This is a genomic window from Francisella philomiragia subsp. philomiragia ATCC 25015 (genome assembly GCF_000156715.1).
GTDB classification, from domain to species: domain Bacteria; phylum Pseudomonadota; class Gammaproteobacteria; order Francisellales; family Francisellaceae; genus Francisella; species Francisella philomiragia.
Genome location: NZ_DS999316.1, coordinates 291,312 through 312,984 on the forward strand (window position 1 = coordinate 291,312; position 21,673 = coordinate 312,984).

A 21,673-nucleotide genomic window follows, 5' to 3' on the forward strand; every position below is an offset into this window, starting at 1 on the left:
TTCAATGCAACAAGATAAAATAAACTTACTTGGATTAAATCAAAAAGCTATAGAAGACTTTTTTATTTCGATAGGTGAGAAGAAGTTTCATGCAAGACAAGTTTTTAAGTGGATTCATAAAAAGGGTGTTATTGACTTTGATAGCATGACTGATCTTGGAAAGAATTTACGTAATAAATTAAGAGAAAATGCTGAAATAGTCATTCCTAAGGTTGTATTTAATAAAGCATCAAAAGATGGTACTCACAAGTGGCTTATTGATGTTGGTGGAAGTGCAGTAGAGACAGTCTTTATACCTGAAGAAGGAAGAGGTACTCTTTGTGTATCATCACAAGTTGGCTGTACTTTAAATTGCAGTTTTTGCTCTACTGGTAAACAAGGATTTAATAGAAATCTTTCATCAGCTGAAGTTATTTCACAGCTTTGGATAGCAGCTAGAACACTATCAAAAAATAATGGTGAGCATGACTTTAGCGTGACAAATATAGTTATGATGGGGATGGGCGAACCATTGATGAATTTTGAAAATGTAGTTCCTGCAATGGATATTATGATGGATGATTTAGCTTACGGACTATCACGCCGCAAAGTTACTCTTAGTACATCTGGTGTTGTTCCAAGAATATATGATCTACTTGAACAATCTGGAGTTTCTTTGGCTGTATCATTACATGCACCTACAGACTCTTTACGTAATGAAATCGTACCTATTAATAAAAAATATAATATAGATGAGCTTCTTGAAGCGTGCAAACTTTATGCTGAAAAAGGCCCGCATAAACACATAACATTCGAATATACATTAATGGAAGAGGTAAATGATAATTTATCAGATGCTGAACAATTAGTTGAGTTATTAAGATCTCGTGAAGTACCAGCTAAAATTAATTTGATACCTTTTAATCCATATCCAGGTACACCATATAAAAAACCTAGCAACAATCGTATTCATAGATTTAAAGAGTTTTTACAACACAATGGTTTTGTTACTACAGTAAGAAAAACTAGGGGAGATGATATTGATGCTGCTTGTGGACAGTTAGCTGGCGATGTCATGGATAAAACAAAAAGAAAAGAAAGATATTTAAAGAAGCTTGGTGATAAAAATGCAGTCTAATTTTAAAAAGATTTTAGCTACAACTATATTATCAGGAATGCTAGCTTCATGTATGGCCTCTAATAACGTGAATAACAAAAATCCTACCTCACAAAATCAAAATGAAGTAAAAAATCAGAATGTAGAACGAGCGGAATATTCAGTTACAGGTGGTTCTTTTCCTCAGGCTAATTATGAAGAGGCAACTAAAATTAATTCTGAATTAGCTATAATTTATTCAATAGAAGGGTATCTTGAAAGGGCAAAAACTAAGCTTATAAAAGCACAAGAGCTAGCAAATGAGCATAATCAGAAATTAGCTATTGTAGATTATGCTGGAGGATATTATTATCAAAGCATCGGAGCAAACTCTATTGCCGAAAAATATTATCAAAAAGCTCTTGATAATCATCCAAAGAACTATGAAGCAATGAACTTTTATGCACAATTTTTGTGTACAGAAAAGGAAGATTATAGTCGTGCACAAGAACTCTTTGAGAAAGCTTTATTTATGCCAAATAATAATGATATGGCTCAAACACTATTCTTATATTCTCAATGTATGTATAAACAAGGCAAGAAAGATGACGCTTTAGCATATATGCAACGAGCTGACAAATTTAGATTAGACTATAAAGCTGCTAAATTAAGATTAGCACAGATGTATTTTGAAAGAGGTGAATATAAAGAATGCTATAAAGTCATTTACAGCATGAAGAATGATCCTCAGTTCTTTAATAACAAACTTGTTTTAGACATGAGGTTAAAGTTAGCAGAGTACGCTAACAATAAAAATGAAGCTGCAGCTGTAAGATTAGTTTTATCTTCTAATAACTATAATGATGAAGATATAGATAAATTCTTCTCAGCAGCAGATCAAAAGGATATCGATAAAAATGCGTAGAATTAATCAAAATATTGAAAATACTCCAGAAAGACTACAAAAGCTATTAGCAAAATATGGCATTGGCTCACGTAGAAAAATTGAAGAGTTTATTGAACAAGGAAGAGTGCGAGTTAATGGTAAAGTCGCAACTCTTGGCGATAAAGCGACAGACAAAGATAAAATTAGCTTTGATGGAAAGGCTCTACACTCTTATGGTCAACCTATGACTAGACCAAGAGTTATTATTTATCATAAAAGAGAAGGGGAAGTCTGCACTAGTAAAGATGAGAAAGATAGAAAAACTGTCTTTGATTCATTGCCTAAGCTAGCAAAATCACGCTGGATAATGATTGGACGATTGGATATAAATACTACAGGATTGTTACTTTTCACAACAGATGGAGATTTAGCAAATCGACTGATGCACCCATCCTATGAAATTGAAAGAGAATACGCTGTACGCGTTTATGGTCAAGAGTTATCAGATGAAACTTTAAATAAACTTAAAGAGGGCATACAATTAGAAGATGGTATGGCGAAATTTAATAATATAAAATTCTCTGGCGGTGAGGGTGCAAATCTTTGGTATTATGTAACTTTGTCTGAAGGACGTAATAGAGAAGTCAGAAGAATGTTTGAAGCGGTTGGTGTTACGGTTAGTAGGCTGACAAGAATTAGATTCGGTGATATTATTTTGCCTAAATTTGTTTCTCGAGGAAAAACATTGGAGCTTAATCCTTCTGAAGTTAATAGACTAAGAAAGTCTGTTAAATTAAAAGAGTATAGCTTCCCTAAAAAATTAGTTGAAAGATTAGAGAAAAAATAATGGATTTTGTACGTCAGCTAGAAGATATTTTTGGTATTGATGTCTGGGAGTTAAAGCCAGAGTATAGGTTTACACAGCAGATTGAAACACAAATAATAACTGAAAAATTAGAAGACACAAAACCTTTAGAAAATAGCTTGGAGGTTATCTACTCAAATGAAGTAGATAGTCCTAAGGTTATAAATATTCTGTTAACTGATAAATTAGATATTAGCTTTTTAAAGCAAATTGTTACTAATTTATTTTTTAAATCTAATGTATGTATATATAAAACGAACAATATTAATTCTTTCCATAGTTTAGAAGGAATTAATCTTGCTGAAAATGATTTTATAAGTAACGATTATAAGTTATTAGATATCCAAAATAAAAAAACAATATTATCAAACTTATACAAGTATGCAGATTTTAGAGCTTGATATTACATTTCTAACAAAAACCATTCAGCTAGTAAGAGCTACTGATAAAGATTTTAGCTGGTCAGATAAACAAATCGAAGATTCATTAATTAATGACACCGTTTTAGGTTTAATGATTGATAGTGAGCTTGTTGCTATTACTATTTTTAACTATATATTTGAAACAGCAGAACTTTTGTATATATGTGTTGATACTGCTATGCAAAGTAGAGGAGTTGCATCTAAGCTTTTGAAATACTCAATTAATCATCTTGCCAAGAAAGAAGTTAAAGAATTATTTTTAGAGGTTGATATAAATAATACCAAAGCTATATCTCTATATAATAAACTCAATTTTATTAAAGTATCACAGCGTAAAAATTATTATAAAAAAACTGATGGTAGTCTAAATGATGCCTTAATCTGCCGATTAGATATATCAAACTAACCTTGACTATGCTATATTAATGCCTTGAAGACAACAGGGGTGCTATCTTTATAAAAAAGAATAGCTGAGAAAATAACCCTTTGTACCTGATCTAATTAGTATTAGCGTAGGGAGTTTGTTTGATTATTTTTTTATATAAGAAATATCACTCAAACTCTTATTATTTATTTTTGAAATAATAGGAGATTAATCATGGAATATTTAGGCTACATAACTTTAAACATATCATTAGTAATATATTTTATTCATTTTCTACCACAAACTATTCATAATCAGTTTAAACATAAAACGTTTGAAATTAGTCTCTGGACTCATTCTTTAATGATTTTTGCTAACTCTCTAGATCTTATATACGCAGTAGGATTTAATATGCAGTGGCAATATATTTTGGTTGATATTATTCTTTTAAGTTTTTTAACTATTCAACAATTTCAAATTCTTAATGATAGAAGACAGAAGAATATAGTTATACATACTATTTTCATTTTGATATTTTTATTAATTGTAATATATATATCTAAATTCATAACTCTAAACGAACAGACTTTATTATGGAGTGGGTCAATTAGTGGTGTTATATACAATGTATATTGGATACCTCAGATATATAAGAATTTTCGCCAAAAACAAGCTGAGGGATTTAGTATCTTCTACTTAGGGCTTTCAGTGCTTAGTCTTATGTGTGATATAAATAGCGCCATATTTTTAGGATGGCCTATTGTATCTGTAATAGTATCTAGTTGTTTACTTGTTTTAGTATCTATACAAATTATTCAATATTTTTATTATAAAGGAGTGATATCAAAGCAAATATTAAAAACTTCTATGAACTAGAATTATAGGCTAGCATATTTTTTATGTTAGAATTAGTGATTAGTATTTTTTAGAAAAAAGTTTAAACATGAAAAAAATTATTAGATATCTAGTGTGTATCTTAGCTTTAGGTGCTAGTTCTCAGGTATTTGCAGTGGATAATACCTCAAAAACATATACAGCTTATTCAATTGGTGATGCACTAGGTAAAGCTTCACATAAAAGCTTTAGTGCTATGAATCAAGAAATTATTAAAAAAGACTTCATCTCTGGCTTTGATGATACTATTTTAGATCATAAACCTGATATAAATAAAATTTCAGATAAAGATTCCTATGAAGTTGGAATGATTATTGCAACTCAATATAAAACAAAACTTAAAAAAATGATTGCTATAAATAAATTAAATGGTGAAGAGTTTATTAAAGGTTTTAATGATGGCGCTAATAGTAAAGATCAGTCTTTAACCTCAGAAGATAAAGAGATATTAAAACACTTTAGGGTTTCAAAAGATGAAGACAATTAGATAATATCAAGTAAATATAGTTGATAAATATATTCTGCTACTTTATTCTTAAATCTAACTAACCAAAAGTCTTAAAAATTATAAATAAATGCAAAGCTTAAAAGATATTCAGAACTTGATTAAACAAGATATTGAAAATAATAATCAGTTTATAATTAATTCACTTTCATCAGAAGTGGTTCTTATTAATCAAATTAGTCACTATATCATAAATAGTGGTGGCAAAAGACTTAGACCTTTGTTAGTAATGCTATTTTCTAGAGCATTAAATTATACTGGTAATGATCATCTAGCATGTGCTGCAATTATAGAGTTTATTCATACAGCAACTCTACTACATGATGATGTGGTTGATGACTCACACTTACGTCGTGGCAAAGAGACAGCTAATAATGTTTTTGGTAATGCTGCAAGTGTACTAACTGGAGATTTTTTATATTCTAGGGCTTTTCAAATGATGGTGGGTCTAGATAATATGAAAATTATGCAAATATTAGCAGATGCTACTAATAAAATATCTGAAGGAGAAGTACTTCAACTATTAAACGCTAGAAATATTGAATTGTCAGAAGAAGATTACACTAATGTAATATATTGTAAAACTGCTAAACTATTTGAAGCTGCATGTGAGTTAGCAGGAGTAATTAGTCTTGACAAGCAAAGCTATAGTAAACTTCAAAATAGTATTAAAAACTATGGTGTTTACTTAGGAAATGCATTTCAGATAGCTGATGATGTATTAGATTATGTTTCTGATGCAGAAAGCCTTGGTAAAAATATTGGTGATGATCTTGATGAGGGAAAAATGACCCTACCAACAATTTATGCCCTAGCAAATACTTCAAGTGCTGAACAAAAGAAAATAAAAGATGCCATTGAAAAAGGACAGTATGATATAAGCGAAATTATTAATATCGTCAAAAGTAGTGGAGCAGTTGAATACTCTTATCAAGTTGCATGTCAATATGCTGATAAAGCAAAAGAATCAATAAGTTTCTTGCCAGAATCAGAGTATAAACAAGCTATGATCTTACTATGTGATCTAGCAGTAAAAAGAAAAAGTTAATAATTTACAGAATATTAATATTACTTAAAATCCTTAAGCGTAATTTCAAAAGCTAATGCCTGATTAGGCCCTATTGTTGCAGGAGCTCTAGTTCCATATGCCTTATTTGGCGCACAGTATAATACAAATGTAGAGCCATTAGGTATTTTAGGAATAGCATCCTTCCAACATTCTATTAGATTTCTAAGAGGGAAAGTAGCACTCTCACTCGAATCAAAACTTGGTCCAATAAGTTTAGCTTCTTTTACATCGTTAAGCTTAGATTTATCATCTTCATATGCTATTACAGGAGTTGTTCCTTTATAAGCAATAGTTACTGTGCTATCTGCAGAAGGTTTTTTACCATCGCCTTGTTTAATCATTTGATAGTAAACACCATCATTTACTTTGACAGCATTATCAATTTTAGCAATTTGTGACATGAACTCATCTGATTTGACTTTATTTAGTTTAGCTATATCTAGCTGCTTTTTAATCATCCTATCTTTTAGAGTTTCCATATTTCTTCTAATTTGACTTTCAGAAATTCTAGGTTTATCACTATTGATAGCATCAGCAAAACCTGCAATTGTTTGTTTGTCATACAATCCAAAATCTTGTCTAGCAATACCAGATCCAACTTGATAACCTACTACATAACTAGCATCAGCATTCATTTTTAAACTACTTTTTGTTATATCGTTTGGTTGCGTTTGAGCTACTACGTTTTGAGTATTGGTTGATGTAGCTTGAGGCTTGGTCTCATTAGTTGTTTCTTTGGTAGAACATGAACCTATTGCTACTCCTAGGACAGTACACGACATTATTGCAACTATTTTTTTTAGTTTCATCTTATCTCCTTATTTATCTTCGAATATCATCTTTTGTGATATTAAAAAAATCAAAAAGCTCTTTATCTAACATTTGAGATGGAGAAATATTTGATAGAGCTTTGAATATAACATTTTTTCTTTCAGGATTATTATTTTCCCATCTGTTAAGCATATCTTTTATGAATACTCTTTGCAAATTATCTTGAGAGCCACATAGATTACAAGGTATTATCGGGAAGTTTTTTAATTTAGAGTACTCTAATGTTTCTTTTTCACTCACAAAAGCAAGAGGACGAATTACAATATTACGTTTATCATCGCTTAAGAGCTTTGCTGGCATCGACTTAATAGAACCGTTATAAAAGAGATTTAAAAAAAATGTCTCTATAATATCATCACGATGGTGCCCTAAAGCAACTTTAGTAATATTATTTTGCTCAGCAAAATCATATAGAATACCACGTCTCATTCTCGAGCATAATCCACATGTTGTTTTGCCATCAGGTATCACTCTTTTGACAACACTGTAAGTGTCTCTTTCAATAATATGAAACTCTATATTTTTAGTTTTAAGATAATTAGGTAAAACTTCTTCAGGAAAACCGGGCTGTTTTTGATCTAGATTTACAGCTACAATATCAAATTTTATAGGGGCCTTTTGTTGAAGAAGAAGTAGCATCTCAAGTAGACAATACGAGTCCTTACCTCCAGATAGGCAAACCATTATTTTATCGCCATCCTCAATCATGTTGTATTGATTTATAGCTTGAGCGGTTTTTCTTAGAATTTGTTTTTCTAATTTTTTTAGAGATTGTTTATTTATTTCTGTCATTTTTTTCTAAAATCATTTTTTTTAGTTCACTAGGAATTTTTTGTAATCTATGTGTTTTTGAATTATAGCAGGCAAGTTTTGCATTTGCTTTTGTAATAATTTGTTCATCACCTACTAGACGTATTTCATATTCAAATTCAAGACTTACTGCTCCTATTTTTGATATATATTGTGTTACCTCTATTTTATTAGGGTGTAGTAGGGGAAGTATATATTTACAAGTTTGTTCTGTGATTACTAGCTGAATTGAGTTTTGTGTAGCCCAACTCATTAATTCAGTGTTTTCATATGCCCAAGTTGTTCGGGCTTCTTCAAAGTAGTTAAAGTAGGTACAATTATTTACATGTCCATATTTATCAGTGTCAGCAAAACGAATATTTACGATATGTTTAAATATATTTGATTCCATAACTTACCTTTAGAAAATATATGAAAGTAAGGGTTTACGTGGTACTTCACAGTTTTGTAGTTGTACTGCATATTTTTGGGCAACATCTGCAGTTTTACGAGCATAGTTTTTTAAAAATGAGTTATTTCTGTGACTACCTCTTTTATATCCACCAATACCTTCATGATAGGCAAGATATAGATCATAAGTATTTGTTTTGCTTATACCAGTTTTGTTATGAACGTTATTCAAATACCAGCCAATAAAGTCTACGGCATCAGCATAGTCAGATCTTGAAACAAAAGACTGCTTAGTTTCTTTCTTATAATGTTCCCATGTTCCATCTAGAGCTTGTGCATAACCGTATGCGCTAGATGCTCTACCTTTAGGGATGAATCCAAAGTAATACTGCATTGAAGGTTGTGCATCAGCCCTAAAAGATGATTCTTGGCGCACAAAAGCCATTTGGACATTCAAAGGTATTCCCCAGCGATCATAAGAATCCATCATGTCATAATACCAGTCTGGGTATTGATGAATTATGCTACATGCATTATTAATATTTTTGGGTGGTTCAGTTGAACATGAGCCTAAAAGAATTACGGCTACCATAATAGAGATTAATTTTAGTATTTTTTTCATTATAAATTCCTATAAAAAACATCCACAACTTTATCTTGGAATCTTCTAGCGTTATAGCGATCAGAGTGTTTAAGATCATTGAGCATAATAGAAAATGATATACGATGGTTCTTTGCTGTTAAGACATATCCAGATAGTGTTGATACTCCTGCTAAAGTACCTGTTTTTGCATGAACTCTACCTAGTAATTTACCACCCATTCTGTATGATATTGTACCACTTATTCCAGATGCTGGAAGGTAGTTATAGAATTGTTTACCGATTTCACTATTGTAAGTTTTGGTCAAAAAATCCACCATAAATTCTGGCGTAACTCTATCAAGATGTGATAGTCCAGATCCATCATACATAGTCAAAGCAGAGGTATCTAAGCCTAATTTTTTATATAATATACTTTGGACAGCTTCTGTACCTGCTTTAGTTGAGCCAATTCCTTTTTCTTTTAAGCCAATTGTATTTAGTATAGTCTCTGCATACAAATTATCAGAATGCTTAAGTGTTTGATCAAAAAAATGACCTATAGTTGCTGATTTTGTGACTAGTTGTGTATCATAACCAGCTGGGATGTTATTAGTAATAATTACATTGCCATGTTTTATCCCATTTGAACTTAAGAAGTCGTTAACTGTATCGACTGTTTTAAGAGCAGGATTCTTAATTGCAAGTTTAAACATTTTTTCAGCAGTCCTTGATAAGTAGCCACTGATATATAAGACATTATTATCATTCATTGATATTATGGTTGCTTTTGAGGCACTAGTGTATATTGCTGAATTTTTTATACCAATATTGCTAGCATTACTTAATTCAACAACTCTGGTTGTCATGCTATTAGGGTTTTTAACCAATTTTATAACTGTGCAATTTCTATTTAATGTAAAACTAGAAGCTGGAGCACCATAACATAATGTACTATCTTCTTTTGACCAACCTTCTGGAGTATAAGGACCTGAGAATACTCCAACAAGATACACATCTCCGGTTATTTTGGATATTCCCTTTTCTGTTTTAATTTTTTTGATTAGTGAGCTTAATTGTCCACCCGTAAGTGCTGGATTACCAGTAAATTTAATATACATATCTCCATGCAGAATATGATTATTTACTCTATTGGATGGATATAAAATTGTAGTAGTAAATCTAAAATCATCAGGAATAGAGAGTAATCCAGAGACAATAGTGAATACCTTATTATTACTTGCGGGTTTCATAGACCTATTTTGAGCATAAGAATATAAATCATTGCCTGTCATAGTTCTTTGAGTAGCTATAGCAATTTTGGCATCAGTTAAGTTATATTTTTTTACTAGAGATTGAATTTCACTTCGGGTAGATGCGTAAGAAGCATTTAAACTAATTATAAATATAGATAGAGCTACTAGGAGCTTATTTCCTTTTCTCAAAGCGATAAACCTGTGTTGTAAGTTTCTAAAATTCTTAACTTGGAATAATAGCATTTTATAAAATATAAATATAGTAGGATACGATGCAATAGTAGGTAAGGTTTTATGTCTAAGTCATTTGTTGTAAGGCATCTTGCATTTATAATGTTATGTGATAAAATTGTAGCCTATAAATTTTGTTACAGGACTTATAAAGTTCTGGTTTGTTGGGTTTATTAAACTGGCATTTAAGTGAGGTGAGAGGGTATGCCAAGCGTTAGAATTAAAGAAAGAGAACCTTTTGATGTCGCTCTTAGAAGATTCAAAAGATCTTGTGAGAAGGCTGGAATAGTATCTGAACTACGTCGTAGAGAGTACTTTGAAAAGCCAACTTGGGCACGTAAAAGAAAGAAAGCTGCCGCGGTTAAAAGAGCTTATAAAAGCAATATAATCGCTAGAAGGTAGTAAATCATTTAATTCACCGTTGAGAGTTTAACTCTCCCTTTCACTAGGAATTCTTTTTTAAAATGTCACAGATTTTTGATCAATTGACTCTTGATATGAAAGAGTCAATGAAAAATAAAGATAAAAATAGATTAACTACTATTCGTATGGCTATGTCTGCTATTAAGCAAAAGCAAATTGATGAGAAGATTGAGATAACAGATGAAGTTGCTATAGCCGTAATAACAAAAATGATTAAGCAAAGACAAGATTCTTTCACTCAATATATGCAAGCCGATAGAGCTGAGCTTGCGGAAGGCGAGAAAAAAGAAATTGAGATCTTAACTAAATATATGCCTAAACAACTAAGTGATGAAGAAGTTGTAACTATAGTTCAAAAAGCAATAGAATCTGTGGGAGCTACATCTATGAAAGAGATGGGCAAGATAATGGCAAGTGTAAAGAAAGAGCTTGCTGGTAGAACAGATATGAGTAAAGTTAGTGCTATAGTAAAATCAAACTTAGCTTAAGTTCTAGATTTAATCAGTATGGCAAAAAAGATTTCTAATAACTTTATAAAAGAGCTTGTTGCAAATGCTGATATTGCTGATGTCGTGTCTAGATATGTTAATTTAACTAAATCTGGAAAAAATTATAAAGCTTGTTGCCCGTTTCATAATGAGAAAACACCATCATTCTTTGTTAATTCACAAAAGAGGTTCTTTCATTGCTTTGGTTGTCATGAGTCTGGTGATGCCTTAACCTTTGTAAAGAAAATTAATAATTTAGATTTCGTTGAGGCTGTTAAAACTCTTGCTGAAATTGTAGGCAAACCAGTTGAGTATGAAAATTATTCTCAGGAAGATTTACATAAAGAACAGCTATTTAACAAGTGTATTGGCTTTTTAGCAATTGCCCAAAAATATTATCGTTGGAATCTTGGTAACTCTGATTCAAAGGAAAAGGCTGTTAGCTACCTTAAAAAAAGAGGAATTGATAGTGATTTAGCTAAAGTTTTTGGCATTGGATACTCCTCAGAAGGTTGGAATAATGTTACTCAATTAGCTAAATCCGTAAATGTATCAGAAGATATATTAATTGATACAGGACTTGCAATAAAAAATGATAAAGGGAATGTTTATGATCGCTTTCGTAATAGAATAATGTTCCCAATTAGAAATATTCAAGGTAATGTAATTGGCTATGGAGGCAGAGTAATAGATGATTCAGATGGTGTTAAATATATAAACTCTCCTGAGACAATAGTTTTTCAGAAAAATAATATTTTATACGGGCTTTATGAATATAGAGAAAAGAAAAAACAATATCCTGACTTGGCAAATCAAAGTCTTATTGTTGTAGAAGGCTATATGGATGTTATTGGCTTAGCAAAATATGGCTTCTATTCTGCTGTGGCTACATTAGGAACAGCGTTCTCTCAAAATCATGCAAAAATATTATTTCGTGAAAGTAACTCTATTGTTTTATGTTTCGATGGAGATAGTGCTGGTCAAAAAGCAGTTGTTAGAACTATTAAAATAATTCTTCCTATTTTAGATGGAAATAAAAAGCTTAGGATACTTACCTTAGAACATGGTAAAGATCCAGATGATTATATTAAAGAATATGGATTAGACAATTTCAATAATTCATTAAAGAAGTCTCAGTCTGTCTTAGACTTCATAATAAACTATATCATAAATAATAAAGATGTTTCTAAAGCTGAATGCAAATCAGAAATAGTTGAAAACTTAAAAGAATTTTTGATAGATATTGATGAAAACATTTATACAGAGAGTCTAATTTCAACAGTTGCTGAGAAGATAAATATTAATACTAATCAAATAAAAAAATTACTAAAATTAGGAAAGCAGAAGTCTAATATAGTTAATTTAGATATTGATAATTATAAATATAGACAAAAAAGACTCTCAAAAAGTATGTTGCTTGAGGAAGTAATATTGGCTGAAATTTTTGTCAATATTGCTGATTTTCGTATGTTATTAAAAGAAAATGACTTTGAAATATTTGCTACTTCAAAAAATCTTGATATTCTTGTTAAAAGCTTGAAAATTCTCAAAGAAGACTCATCTAATGAAATAGAAGCTGTAATATTGATACAGCTGTTGGCAGAGGACTATCCTGACTATAGAGAGTATTTTTTTGAGTTATTAAGTCAAGGCATCAGTAAAGCTAGAAAAAAATCTGATGGCGAGCAATATTGTGAGCAGATCTTAAAAGATTTGAAGAGAATTGAAGCTAATAGTGTAAAAGAACAGCTTAATTATTTAGGGTCTTTACCTTTTAGAACAGATGTTCAAGAGATGGAACGTAAGTATTTAGTAGCAAAATTAAGTAATAAAATATAAAAAAATCTATTGGAGTATGAGTAGATGACAAGAGAAGATTTACTTTCTGATCTGAAAGATCTTATGGTTGATGGTAAAGAAAGAGGCTATTTGACCAGAGCAGATATTTTAGATGCGTTGCCAGGAGATGTATCAGAAGATCCAAAAAAATATGAGGAAATTGAAGCTATCCTTATAGATGCAGGTATTGATGTATATGATAGAACTCCTGAATTAGACGAAGATGATGATGAAAGAAAAGTAAGTGAAGCTAACTTAGATGATTTAAAGGGTAAAACATCTGATCCCATTCGTATGTATATGCGTGAAATGGGAATAGTCGACCTTTTAGATAAAAAAGGCGAGACTGATATTGCTATTAGAATTGAAGAAGGCACTACTGAGGTTTTTAGCACTATTTTGAGTTATCCAATAGTTGTTAAGACTTATATTGAACGTTTTCGTGAGTTAGAAGAGAAGGCTGTTGACTATATGGCTTCTCAAGATATCGAAGATGAGCCTGTTGCTAAGTATATCCGCTTTAATGAAATTATGGCTGGATTTAGCGATGAGCAAGTAACTGAAGAAAAAGTTGCAGAAGATGATCATGATGAAAAGATTGATACTCAAAGAGCATATGAGTTTTTTGTAAATCTTGAGAAAATGTTTGAAGAATATCAAGAAAAGCCAAATAAGAAACTTTATAGTAAAATAGTTAAAGAATTTGAGTGTTTGAGGTTATCTACATCTCACTTACAGAAATTAGTTGACTATATTAGGCTTCCTTATGCAAGGGTTAAGGAGTTTGAGCGAAAAATTCTTAGATTATGTGTGGAAAGGTCAAAGACTCCTCGCCAAGAGTTTATAAAAGTGTATGAAATAGGCTCTATTGAGTGGCTACCATCTTTGACTAAAAAATATAAATTTACAGATAATACTGTCAAAGAAATTCATAACTTGACAAAGCAAATTAATCAATTTCAGAATTTGATGATGATGAAAATTGAAGAGCTTAAGAAAGTTAATGTTGAAATTTCTAAGAGTGAAGCAAAAATTACTCAAGCTAAAAAGGAAATGATTGAAGCAAATTTGAGACTAGTTGTTTCTGAGGCTAAAAAATATACTAATAGAGGATTACATTTCTTAGATATTATCCAAGAAGGTAATATCGGATTGATGAAAGCCGTAGATAAATTTGATTATCGTAAAGGTTTTAAGTTTTCAACTTACGCAACTTGGTGGATTCGTCAGGCTATTACTCGATCAATCGCGGATCAAGCAAGAACGATTCGTGTACCAGTACATATGATAGAAACTATAAATAAGGTTAATAGAATTAAACGTCAAATTCTTCAAGAAAAAGGTCGTGAGGCTACGGAAGAAGAGATTATTGAGTATACTCCTAATATGACTAAGGATAAGCTTAAGAAAATTCTTAATATATCTCATACTCCAATTTCTATGGAAAGCCCAATTGGTGATGATGAAGATTCTACAGTTGGTGATTTTATTGAGGATAAAAATAATTATTCTCCGATAGAGGCTGCAAATTTAGAAAATCTAAGAGAAGCAATTAAGGAGCTTATTGATACTGGTTTAACTGAGAGAGAAGCAAAGGTACTGATGATGCGCTTTGGTATTGGTATGAACACAGATCATACTTTAGAAGAAGTTGGTAAGCAGTTTAATGTTACTAGGGAACGTATTAGACAGATTGAAGCAAAAGCTCTTAGAAAGCTTAAGCATCCATCTAGATCAGCATTTTTGAAGACATTTTTATAATCTTTATTGCCTAGTACTAAAACTTATTTTTCAAAATAGCTTTTTATCATTTAGTATGATATATTATTGCCAAATTTTATTTATTAAGTGTTTAAAATGAAAAAAATAGTGTCTATTTTTATACTGATATTTAGTACTTTAGCTCTTAATAGTTGTCTACTGATTGGTGCTGGAGTGTATGGTGTTGATCAGGCGGCATCATATTCAGAGAATCTTGATTACTCAGTTGTAGAAGTTAATAAGGCTGTTCTAGATACTTTAGCAAAAATGCCAGGTGTAACCATAACTAAAAACATTATAACTAATCAAGCATCAGAGATTGATGGTAGTGTAAATTCAAAGAGATTTAAAGGTACATTCAATATTAGTGTAGCTAGGATAGCTGAGAATTCATCAGCATTAACTATTAAATACGATATATTTGGTGATAAAGTTCAGTCAAAAAGATTCCTCGAAAATGTAAAGTCAAACTTGCATAAGAGTTACAGTTAGAAAAACTTCTCTTATAAGTCGTTTATAGTTTGATTAACTCTATAAACTCATCGACATATTGCTTTTGTACTGTCTCGACATTTACTTTGTCAGAAAAATCAGATAATTGACACATTTGTAAATTTGTATAACCACATGGATTTATATAACTAAATGGCGTAAGATCCATTTTAGTATTTATAGCAATGCCGTGGTAGCTTTTACCTTGCTTTATTCTTAAGCCAAGAGAAGCTATTTTTTTGTTATTTATATATATGCCATGAGCATTTTCAATAGTATGAGAATTGAGATTATAATGCTTCTGAAGTATATTTGTACAAGCTTGCTCAACTATATCAACCAATTTCTTTGCGCCAAGTTTATTTCTTTTTATGTCTAGCAAAAAATATATTACAGCCTGACCAGGACCATGATAAGTAACTTGTCCACCACGATCAGTTTCAACAATTGGAATGTTATGTGTGTTTAGAATGTGTTCGGGCTTGCCATGCTTACCTTGTGTAAAGACACTAGGATGCTCAACAAGCCAAATCTCATCTTTAGTAATATCACTACGCTTATTTGTAAAATCAACCATATCTTTAAAAACTTTTGAATATGGTTGTAAACTTAAATTCTTTATTATGATATTTTCTTTCATAAATATGAGTTTCTTATAGAACCATATGAACTTCTGGATGACTTGATATTTCTTTATAAATATTATCTAATTGCTCTTTACTATCAGCTGTAAATATTGCTGTTATAGATATATATTTTCCAGTTTTACTTTCTTTAGTATTAAAATCAATTTCACTATGTTTAGGTACATATTTTTCAAAAACTTTAAGAATAGCTTCTACAGTTTCTTTTTGAGGGTTTGCCATTATTTTAATTGGAAACTGGCAAGGAAATTCAAAAAAAGTTTCTGGTTGATTATTATTATTTTCTTCAGACATCATAAATCCTCTATTTTGGTTATAAAATTACCACCAACCTCTTTGTGATATATCATTCATAGATACTACCGGAACACTTGCTATTTTTTCTTTAGTATCACCAAGAGTTATTACAAGTTCGCCTACAGTTTGTCCTTTTTTAATTGGAGCTTTTATACCTGGAGTGAAGACTATACCTTGTTTTAAGAATGGTATATATGTTTTAGGCACTGTTTGGTATATGTTTTGAGTTGAAGCGACTGTTATTTTTTGTCCGGCTTTAGCATTAGGAATATTATCTGCACTTATCGTAACAGGTGAGTTAGCCTTGTATAGCAGAACATTTTCATATTTACTTATAGCATATCTTAGCAGTTTAGATGATTCTGAGTCTCTCTTAGCTGAACTGCTAGTACCAAGAACTACAGAAATGAATCTTTCACCATCTTGTTTCGCAGAAGAAACTAGACAGTAACCAGCCGCGTCCGTATGACCAGTTTTCATTCCATCAGCACCATCAAAAGTAAATAGAAGTCTGTTTCTATTATTTTGAAGGACAAAATTGTCACCTTTAGGAAATAATTTAGAACACTTATCCTGAGCTTGAGAATCCAATCCTTTAGCAGAGAAGCTTTCTAATACATTGCCACTAGAACGATCAAATTTTGGTAAGCATTGTTTACGGTCTGCAATGCTTACAGACTCTTGTTGTGTAGCATTCCATACCAAACCTCTATCATCATATATTTTATATGCATCTGGGAAGTTATATATGTAAGATCTAGCTAAAAGTGCCATATCATGAGCAGTTGTATATTGCTCACCACCAGGTAATCCATCTGGGTTGGCAAAATGAGTATTGTTCATGCCAATTGCTTTAGCTGTTTGGTTCATTAAATCTGTAAATGCTTCGGCTGTTCCACCAATATACTCAGCAAGAGCAATAGTAGCGTCGTTACCAGAGACTACATCCATACCTGTAACTAAGTTTTTGACAGAAACTTTAGCGCCTGCTTTTACATACATTTTAGATCCACCAGTAGAGGCAGCTTTCTCACTTATTGGTACCATGGTATCCCAACTAAGATTTCCTGCTTTGATTTCACTGGCAACAATATATGATGTCATGATTTTAGTTAAGCTTGCTGGAGGTCTTCTAACATCCATATTTTTTTGACTAACAATATCTCCAGTACGATAATTCATAGCTACCCATGCTGGTGCGTCTAATTCAATATTGACTGGTCTAACTATTATGTCTTTTTGTGCTAGTCCATTACCGCCATTAAAATATGGGTCTGAACTGGATGAAATATTTGGAGCTGCAAAAGCAGTAGTGGCCACTAAACTAGCCGTCAACAAAGCTATTTTTTTAAATTTCATAATTTTCCTCTTTAAAATCTTATTAAAGTGTAATTTGTAAATAATATCTCACAACATTTTAATATTTATAGGTTATAAATACAAAGGTTTTTATGATAGACTGTTTTGTAGTGTATCAAGCGTTTATGCTTTAGCAAAAATATAGGAGAAATTGTTATGCTAAAAAATATACCTTGTGGAAAAGATGTTCCTAATGATTTCAATGTTGTAATTGAAATACCTCAAGATAGTGATCCGATAAAATATGAATTTGACAAAGATAGTAATATGATTGTAGTTGATAGATTTATGTCATCTACAATGAGATATCCATGTAACTATGGTTTTGTTCCAAATACTCTTTATGATGATGGAGACCCTATTGATGTATTAGTTTTAGCTCCATATCCATTGGCAGTAGGTTGTGTGATTAACTGTAGAGCTGTTGGTGTTTTCAAAATGGAAGATGACGGTGGTGTTGATGCAAAAATTATTGCAGTACCAAGCTCTAAGCTAACTAAAGAATATGATCACATTAATGATGTTGACGACTTACCGGTAACGTTAAAACAAAGAATCGAACATTTCTTTACTCATTATAAAGATCTAGATTCAGGTAAGTGGGTAAAAGTTGATGGTTGGGATAATGCTGCTTTTGCTAAGCAAGAAATCAAAAAATCTGTCAGTAACTATAAATAATTTCTTCATTTGTTTTAAATATTTTAGTCTCTGAATCATTTGTGATAATATTTCTAATTGAATCAAATATTCTTTTTAAGCTTAATAATGAAAATAGATAAACAGAAAAATATTAAATTAGCAATTTTTGATGTTGATGGTGTTCTCACTGATAGTAGAATAATAATTTCAAATGATGGTAATGAATTTAAGAACTTCAATGTCAAAGATGGACTCGGCTTAGTCCTGCTTCAAAAGTTAGGTATTAGAGTAGCTATTATAACTGGCAAAGAATCAAAGATTGTTCATGATAGATTTGTAAGTTTAGGTCTGGATGCTGAAGATATTTATCAAGGGCAAAAAAATAAAATTAAGGCATACGAAAACTTAAAAAATAAGTATGATTTAAATGATCAAGATATTGCTTATATGGGTGACGATCTACCAGATCTTATTTTGATGGATAAAGTAGGCCTATCAGCAACACCTTTTGACTCTATAGCAATAGTAAAAGAATATGCAGATTATGTTTGTCAAAATAATGGTGGTAATGCTGCAGTTAGAGAGTTTTGTGACTATATTATCAAGCATATGGGATTACATAATAAAATCATTAATGACTTTTTAGAGTTTGGCGGAGTGAAATAAGGATAAAGATGAAGTTCTTCACTAAATATTCTTTATTTGCGAATGTACTCTCAATAATAATTATCATATTTGCTATGCTTTATATAAGTTATAATGCTCTAGATGGTGCAAAACCTCTTAAAAGCAATCAACAAAAAAATCGAGTTGAATTAAAGGCATTTGATTTTACTTATAATAAGTATGATGTAAAAGGTAATTTAGCTACAAACTTTTTTTCTAAAGAGTTAAGGCGTTATATCAATCAAGATTTATTTATGATTGATCTTACTGAAAAAAGTTATGATAGTAAAACTGGTAAGTTGCAATGGCAAGTTAAATCTAAACATGGTTATATTCAACAGTTTACAGGGCAGAACTTGACTCACTTATATGATGGTGTTGATTCTATTATATACACTAATGACAACTCAGTAGACTCTCAAAATAATAAAAAGTCTGATTCAACATCTTTAGATAAGATTTTTATTAAAACGTCAGAGATGTTTTATAACTCAGGTTCAAAAGACTTTTATAATGCTAGATTTACAAAAATGTACGATCCCGAAACTGGTAATAATACAACAGGCATAGGAGTAACTGGCAACTCAAACTCAAAGGTTATAAGACTTGGACAGAATGTAAGGAGCTACTATGCGTCGAGTTAGATTGATTGTGGCAATTTTTCTCTCGTTTACATCATATGCCTTTTCAGATGTAAGCGAAAATCAGATTGATAGTAGTCTCCCAATGTATGATGCTGCACTTCAAGAAGATAATGTTGCTGATAATGAAAAAGAAGATAATTCGCCTACTAATAGTCTAAAGGAGTATGGTCCTGTTACTATATGTTCTGATAGTGTCACCTATGATGATAATCAGCGTATAATTACTTATTTAGGTAATGTATTTGTGATGCAGATTCATAATAATCATATTCTTTGTCATAAGCCTACAACACCTAAAGATAATATTGTTTATTTTGAAAGAGATCCTTCACTTACTCTAGAACAATTACAACAAAGTTGGCTATCAACAGCTAAAAAACTTTGTGCTGAGCAAAAAGAGTGTAACTTTATATCTGGTCAAAGACTAGTAATAAATTTAGATGATAAAAAGAAGCTAAAAACATTTACTATGATTTCGGATGATAATCATAATTCTCAATTTTATACTTATCCTACAAACTCGAATCCTGATTATAATACAGTCAAGACTGCGACTAGGGGTCCTGTTGAAGGTCAATCAAAGATGGTAATTTATCATGTGAATGATAAGCATCTAGAAATGTATAGAAAGGCTGTAGCTTATCAAAATGATAATGTTTACAAAGGTGAAAAAGTAATCTTTGATATTGATCACGATTTAATATCTATTCCAGGTAGTGAAAATAGAAGGTCTACAATAATCTTAGATGGGGTACAAAAACAGACTAGAATTGATACTGGACTTACACCTATTAGTGATTATGGTAAAGATAGACAAAAAGGAAGTGTAACAGGATTGAACACTTATAACACCAGTACATAATTTTAAGAGTGGTTTAAAATGGAAAAATATACATTAGAAGCAAAAAGATTGGGTAAAAAGTATGGTGCTCGCTGGGTAGTAAATAATGTATCTATGAAAGTTTCAACAGGTGAAATTGTTGGATTACTAGGTCCTAATGGTGCAGGAAAAACTACGTCTTTCTATATGATTGTTGGACTTGTTGCTGCTACACGTGGCAAAGTACGCATGGGTGATGAAGATGTAACAAAAATGCCAATTCACTTAAGAGCACGAAGAGGGTTGGGATATTTACCCCAAGAGGCTTCTGTATTTAGAAAGCTAAGTGTAGAAGATAATATTATAGCTATATTAGAAACTCGTAAAGAGCTTAATAAAGTCCAAATTGAAGAAAAACTTAATGAACTTTTAGATGAGTTTAGTATTCAACATATTCGCAAAAGTTTGGGTATGAGTTTATCTGGTGGAGAGCGAAGAAGAGTTGAAATTGCAAGAGCTCTAGCTATGGACCCCAAGTTTATTCTCCTCGATGAACCATTTGCAGGGGTTGACCCAGTTTCTGTAATTGAAATTAAAGAAGTTGTAAGACATCTTAAAGATAGAGGGATAGGTGTATTAATTACAGACCATAATGTACGTGAGACGCTTGATATTTGTGAAAGAGCATATATTGTGAATGCTGGAAATATGCTAGCTGCTGGCTCACCAGAAGAAGTCTTAGCTGATGAGACCGTTAGAAAAGTATATCTTGGAGAAGATTTTAAATTGTAATTGATTACATGATTCATAATAGGAAATAAATTATGCAAATTGATCTGACAAAATCAAAAGTAGTTTGTGTTGGTAGGAATTATGTTGAACATATTCATGAGCTAAATAATGAAGTTCCAGAGAGCCCAGTCATATTTATCAAGCCTAATTCGAGCATATCTAAAAATCTTAGATTATCATCAGCTAGAGAAATTCATTATGAATGTGAGATAGTTTTTGCATTTGATCATGATTCAAATATAAAAGCAGTAGGTTTAGGCTTAGATTTAACTGATAGAAATTTACAATCAAAACTTAAAGCAAAAGGACTACCATGGGAATTAGCTAAAGCTTTTGATAATAGCGCTGTGATTAGCGAGTTTGTTAAGATTAATAATCAGGATATTGAGTTTCTAAACTTTAAAGCATATAAAAATAACTCCTTAATTCAGCAAGGTAGCTACGATTTAATGATTTATAAACCTCAACAAATTATAGATTTTTTAAGGCAAAATGAGATATCTGTGGCTGAAAATGATTTACTAATGACAGGAACACCCAAAGGTGTTGGAGTAGTAAATGAGGATGATAAATTTAGAATAGAACTCTTTTGTAAAGATAGAAAAATATTAGAAACAACTTTTGGATAAAT

27 protein-coding genes and 1 riboswitch are annotated in these 21,673 nt (G+C 31.2%); of the genes, 19 read left to right on the plus strand and 8 right to left on the minus strand.

Annotation, left to right across the window (positions count from 1 at the left end):
• The first annotated feature begins 4 nt into the window (after positions 1–4).
• From rlmN to FTPG_RS06835, 8 genes are all read left to right on the plus strand, one after another.
• On the plus strand, positions 5–1,117 hold the full coding sequence (rlmN, locus tag FTPG_RS06800) for a dual-specificity RNA methyltransferase RlmN (protein ID WP_004287693.1): 1,113 nt from the start codon (positions 5–7) through the stop codon (positions 1,115–1,117).
• Positions 1,107–2,000, plus strand: a complete 894-nt coding sequence (locus FTPG_RS06805) for a CDC27 family protein (protein ID WP_035722568.1) — start codon at positions 1,107–1,109, stop codon at positions 1,998–2,000. The genes rlmN and FTPG_RS06805 overlap by 11 nt, the downstream gene beginning before the upstream one ends.
• Positions 1,993–2,808, plus strand: coding sequence for a 23S rRNA pseudouridine(2605) synthase RluB (gene rluB, locus FTPG_RS06810; RefSeq protein ID WP_004287695.1), 816 nt, complete (start codon positions 1,993–1,995; stop codon positions 2,806–2,808). The genes FTPG_RS06805 and rluB overlap by 8 nt, the downstream gene beginning before the upstream one ends.
• The gene (locus tag FTPG_RS06815; RefSeq protein WP_004287696.1) at positions 2,808–3,227 is read left to right on the plus strand and encodes a hypothetical protein; all 420 of its coding nucleotides are present in this window, start codon (positions 2,808–2,810) and stop codon (positions 3,225–3,227) included. The genes rluB and FTPG_RS06815 overlap by 1 nt, the downstream gene beginning before the upstream one ends.
• Positions 3,208–3,654 (plus strand): GNAT family N-acetyltransferase, encoded by a 447-nt coding sequence (locus tag FTPG_RS06820; RefSeq protein ID WP_004287697.1) that lies wholly within the window; start codon positions 3,208–3,210, stop codon positions 3,652–3,654. Before FTPG_RS06815 ends, FTPG_RS06820 begins: the two co-directional genes overlap by 20 nt.
• A 25-nt stretch (positions 3,655–3,679) precedes the next feature.
• A riboswitch (TPP riboswitch) is annotated at positions 3,680–3,785 on the plus strand.
• Between the two features lie 61 nt (positions 3,786–3,846).
• The gene (locus tag FTPG_RS06825; protein ID WP_004287699.1) at positions 3,847–4,488 is read left to right on the plus strand and encodes a PQ-loop repeat-containing protein; all 642 of its coding nucleotides are present in this window, start codon (positions 3,847–3,849) and stop codon (positions 4,486–4,488) included.
• Positions 4,489–4,555: 67 nt separating this feature from the next.
• Positions 4,556–4,993 (plus strand): FKBP-type peptidyl-prolyl cis-trans isomerase N-terminal domain-containing protein, encoded by a 438-nt coding sequence (locus tag FTPG_RS06830; RefSeq protein ID WP_004287701.1) that lies wholly within the window; start codon positions 4,556–4,558, stop codon positions 4,991–4,993.
• Between the two features lie 88 nt (positions 4,994–5,081).
• Positions 5,082–6,059, plus strand: coding sequence for a polyprenyl synthetase family protein (locus tag FTPG_RS06835; protein WP_004287702.1), 978 nt, complete (start codon positions 5,082–5,084; stop codon positions 6,057–6,059).
• A 20-nt stretch (positions 6,060–6,079) separates the two neighbouring features.
• Here the strand turns inward: FTPG_RS06835 and FTPG_RS06840 are convergent, their stop codons facing one another.
• From FTPG_RS06840 to dacB, 5 genes are read right to left on the minus strand one after another with little or no spacing between them, the layout of a single operon-like run.
• The gene (locus FTPG_RS06840; protein ID WP_004287703.1) at positions 6,080–6,889 is read right to left on the minus strand and encodes an FKBP-type peptidyl-prolyl cis-trans isomerase N-terminal domain-containing protein; all 810 of its coding nucleotides are present in this window, start codon (positions 6,887–6,889) and stop codon (positions 6,080–6,082) included.
• Between the two features lie 13 nt (positions 6,890–6,902).
• Complete coding sequence (gene ttcA, locus FTPG_RS06845; protein WP_004287704.1) at positions 6,903–7,703, minus strand: tRNA 2-thiocytidine(32) synthetase TtcA; 801 nt, start codon at positions 7,701–7,703, stop codon at positions 6,903–6,905.
• Positions 7,687–8,112, minus strand: coding sequence for an acyl-CoA thioesterase (locus FTPG_RS06850; RefSeq protein WP_004287705.1), 426 nt, complete (start codon positions 8,110–8,112; stop codon positions 7,687–7,689). The genes ttcA and FTPG_RS06850 overlap by 17 nt, the downstream gene beginning before the upstream one ends.
• Before the next feature lie 9 nt (positions 8,113–8,121).
• Positions 8,122–8,733: a transglycosylase SLT domain-containing protein gene (locus tag FTPG_RS06855; RefSeq protein ID WP_004287706.1), complete on the minus strand. Its 612-nt coding sequence runs from the start codon at positions 8,731–8,733 to the stop codon at positions 8,122–8,124.
• Positions 8,733–10,190: a D-alanyl-D-alanine carboxypeptidase/D-alanyl-D-alanine endopeptidase gene (gene dacB, locus FTPG_RS06860; RefSeq protein ID WP_234367131.1), complete on the minus strand. Its 1,458-nt coding sequence runs from the start codon at positions 10,188–10,190 to the stop codon at positions 8,733–8,735. Before dacB ends, FTPG_RS06855 begins: the two co-directional genes overlap by 1 nt.
• Before the next feature lie 192 nt (positions 10,191–10,382).
• On the opposite strand from dacB, the gene rpsU reads away from it, so the two are divergent.
• From rpsU to FTPG_RS06885, 5 genes are all read left to right on the plus strand, one after another.
• Positions 10,383–10,580 (plus strand): 30S ribosomal protein S21, encoded by a 198-nt coding sequence (gene rpsU, locus FTPG_RS06865; RefSeq protein ID WP_004287708.1) that lies wholly within the window; start codon positions 10,383–10,385, stop codon positions 10,578–10,580.
• A gap of 62 nt (positions 10,581–10,642) precedes the next feature.
• Entirely contained in the window at positions 10,643–11,089 is a 447-nt protein-coding gene (locus tag FTPG_RS06870) for a GatB/YqeY domain-containing protein (protein ID WP_004287709.1), read from the plus strand.
• 18 nt (positions 11,090–11,107) lie between these two features.
• Positions 11,108–12,928, plus strand: coding sequence for a DNA primase (gene dnaG / locus FTPG_RS06875; RefSeq protein WP_004287710.1), 1,821 nt, complete (start codon positions 11,108–11,110; stop codon positions 12,926–12,928).
• 24 nt (positions 12,929–12,952) lie between these two features.
• Complete coding sequence (rpoD, locus tag FTPG_RS06880) at positions 12,953–14,689, plus strand: RNA polymerase sigma factor RpoD (RefSeq protein WP_004287711.1); 1,737 nt, start codon at positions 12,953–12,955, stop codon at positions 14,687–14,689.
• Between the two features lie 96 nt (positions 14,690–14,785).
• Positions 14,786–15,181, plus strand: a complete 396-nt coding sequence (locus FTPG_RS06885; RefSeq protein ID WP_035722569.1) for a DUF3568 family protein — start codon at positions 14,786–14,788, stop codon at positions 15,179–15,181.
• Positions 15,182–15,203: 22 nt separating this feature from the next.
• Here FTPG_RS06885 and lipB read toward each other — a convergent pair whose 3' ends face one another.
• The 3 genes from lipB to FTPG_RS06900 are packed head-to-tail and all read right to left on the minus strand — an operon-like array spanning position 15,204 to position 17,481.
• A complete protein-coding gene (gene lipB / locus FTPG_RS06890) occupies positions 15,204–15,821 on the minus strand; it encodes a lipoyl(octanoyl) transferase LipB (protein ID WP_004287713.1) in 618 nt (205 codons plus the stop codon).
• A 13-nt stretch (positions 15,822–15,834) separates the two neighbouring features.
• The gene (locus FTPG_RS06895; protein ID WP_004287714.1) at positions 15,835–16,119 is read right to left on the minus strand and encodes an HP0495 family protein; all 285 of its coding nucleotides are present in this window, start codon (positions 16,117–16,119) and stop codon (positions 15,835–15,837) included.
• Between the two features lie 27 nt (positions 16,120–16,146).
• Complete coding sequence (locus FTPG_RS06900) at positions 16,147–17,481, minus strand: D-alanyl-D-alanine carboxypeptidase family protein (protein WP_004287715.1); 1,335 nt, start codon at positions 17,479–17,481, stop codon at positions 16,147–16,149.
• A 156-nt stretch (positions 17,482–17,637) separates the two neighbouring features.
• On the opposite strand from FTPG_RS06900, the gene ppa reads away from it, so the two are divergent.
• From ppa to FTPG_RS06930, 6 genes are all read left to right on the plus strand, one after another.
• Positions 17,638–18,159: an inorganic diphosphatase gene (gene ppa, locus FTPG_RS06905; RefSeq protein ID WP_004287716.1), complete on the plus strand. Its 522-nt coding sequence runs from the start codon at positions 17,638–17,640 to the stop codon at positions 18,157–18,159.
• Between the two features lie 87 nt (positions 18,160–18,246).
• Entirely contained in the window at positions 18,247–18,786 is a 540-nt protein-coding gene (locus FTPG_RS06910) for a KdsC family phosphatase (protein WP_004287717.1), read from the plus strand.
• An 8-nt stretch (positions 18,787–18,794) separates the two neighbouring features.
• Positions 18,795–19,430: an LPS export ABC transporter periplasmic protein LptC gene (gene lptC / locus FTPG_RS06915; RefSeq protein WP_004287718.1), complete on the plus strand. Its 636-nt coding sequence runs from the start codon at positions 18,795–18,797 to the stop codon at positions 19,428–19,430.
• Positions 19,417–20,292 (plus strand): LptA/OstA family protein, encoded by an 876-nt coding sequence (locus FTPG_RS06920; protein ID WP_004287719.1) that lies wholly within the window; start codon positions 19,417–19,419, stop codon positions 20,290–20,292. Before lptC ends, FTPG_RS06920 begins: the two co-directional genes overlap by 14 nt.
• Before the next feature lie 18 nt (positions 20,293–20,310).
• On the plus strand, positions 20,311–21,042 hold the full coding sequence (gene lptB / locus FTPG_RS06925; protein WP_004287720.1) for an LPS export ABC transporter ATP-binding protein: 732 nt from the start codon (positions 20,311–20,313) through the stop codon (positions 21,040–21,042).
• 32 nt (positions 21,043–21,074) lie between these two features.
• Positions 21,075–21,671 carry a fumarylacetoacetate hydrolase family protein gene (locus tag FTPG_RS06930; protein WP_004287721.1) on the plus strand — a complete coding sequence of 199 codons (597 nt, stop codon included), beginning with the start codon at positions 21,075–21,077 and terminating at the stop codon, positions 21,669–21,671.
• Positions 21,672–21,673 lie beyond the last annotated feature (2 nt).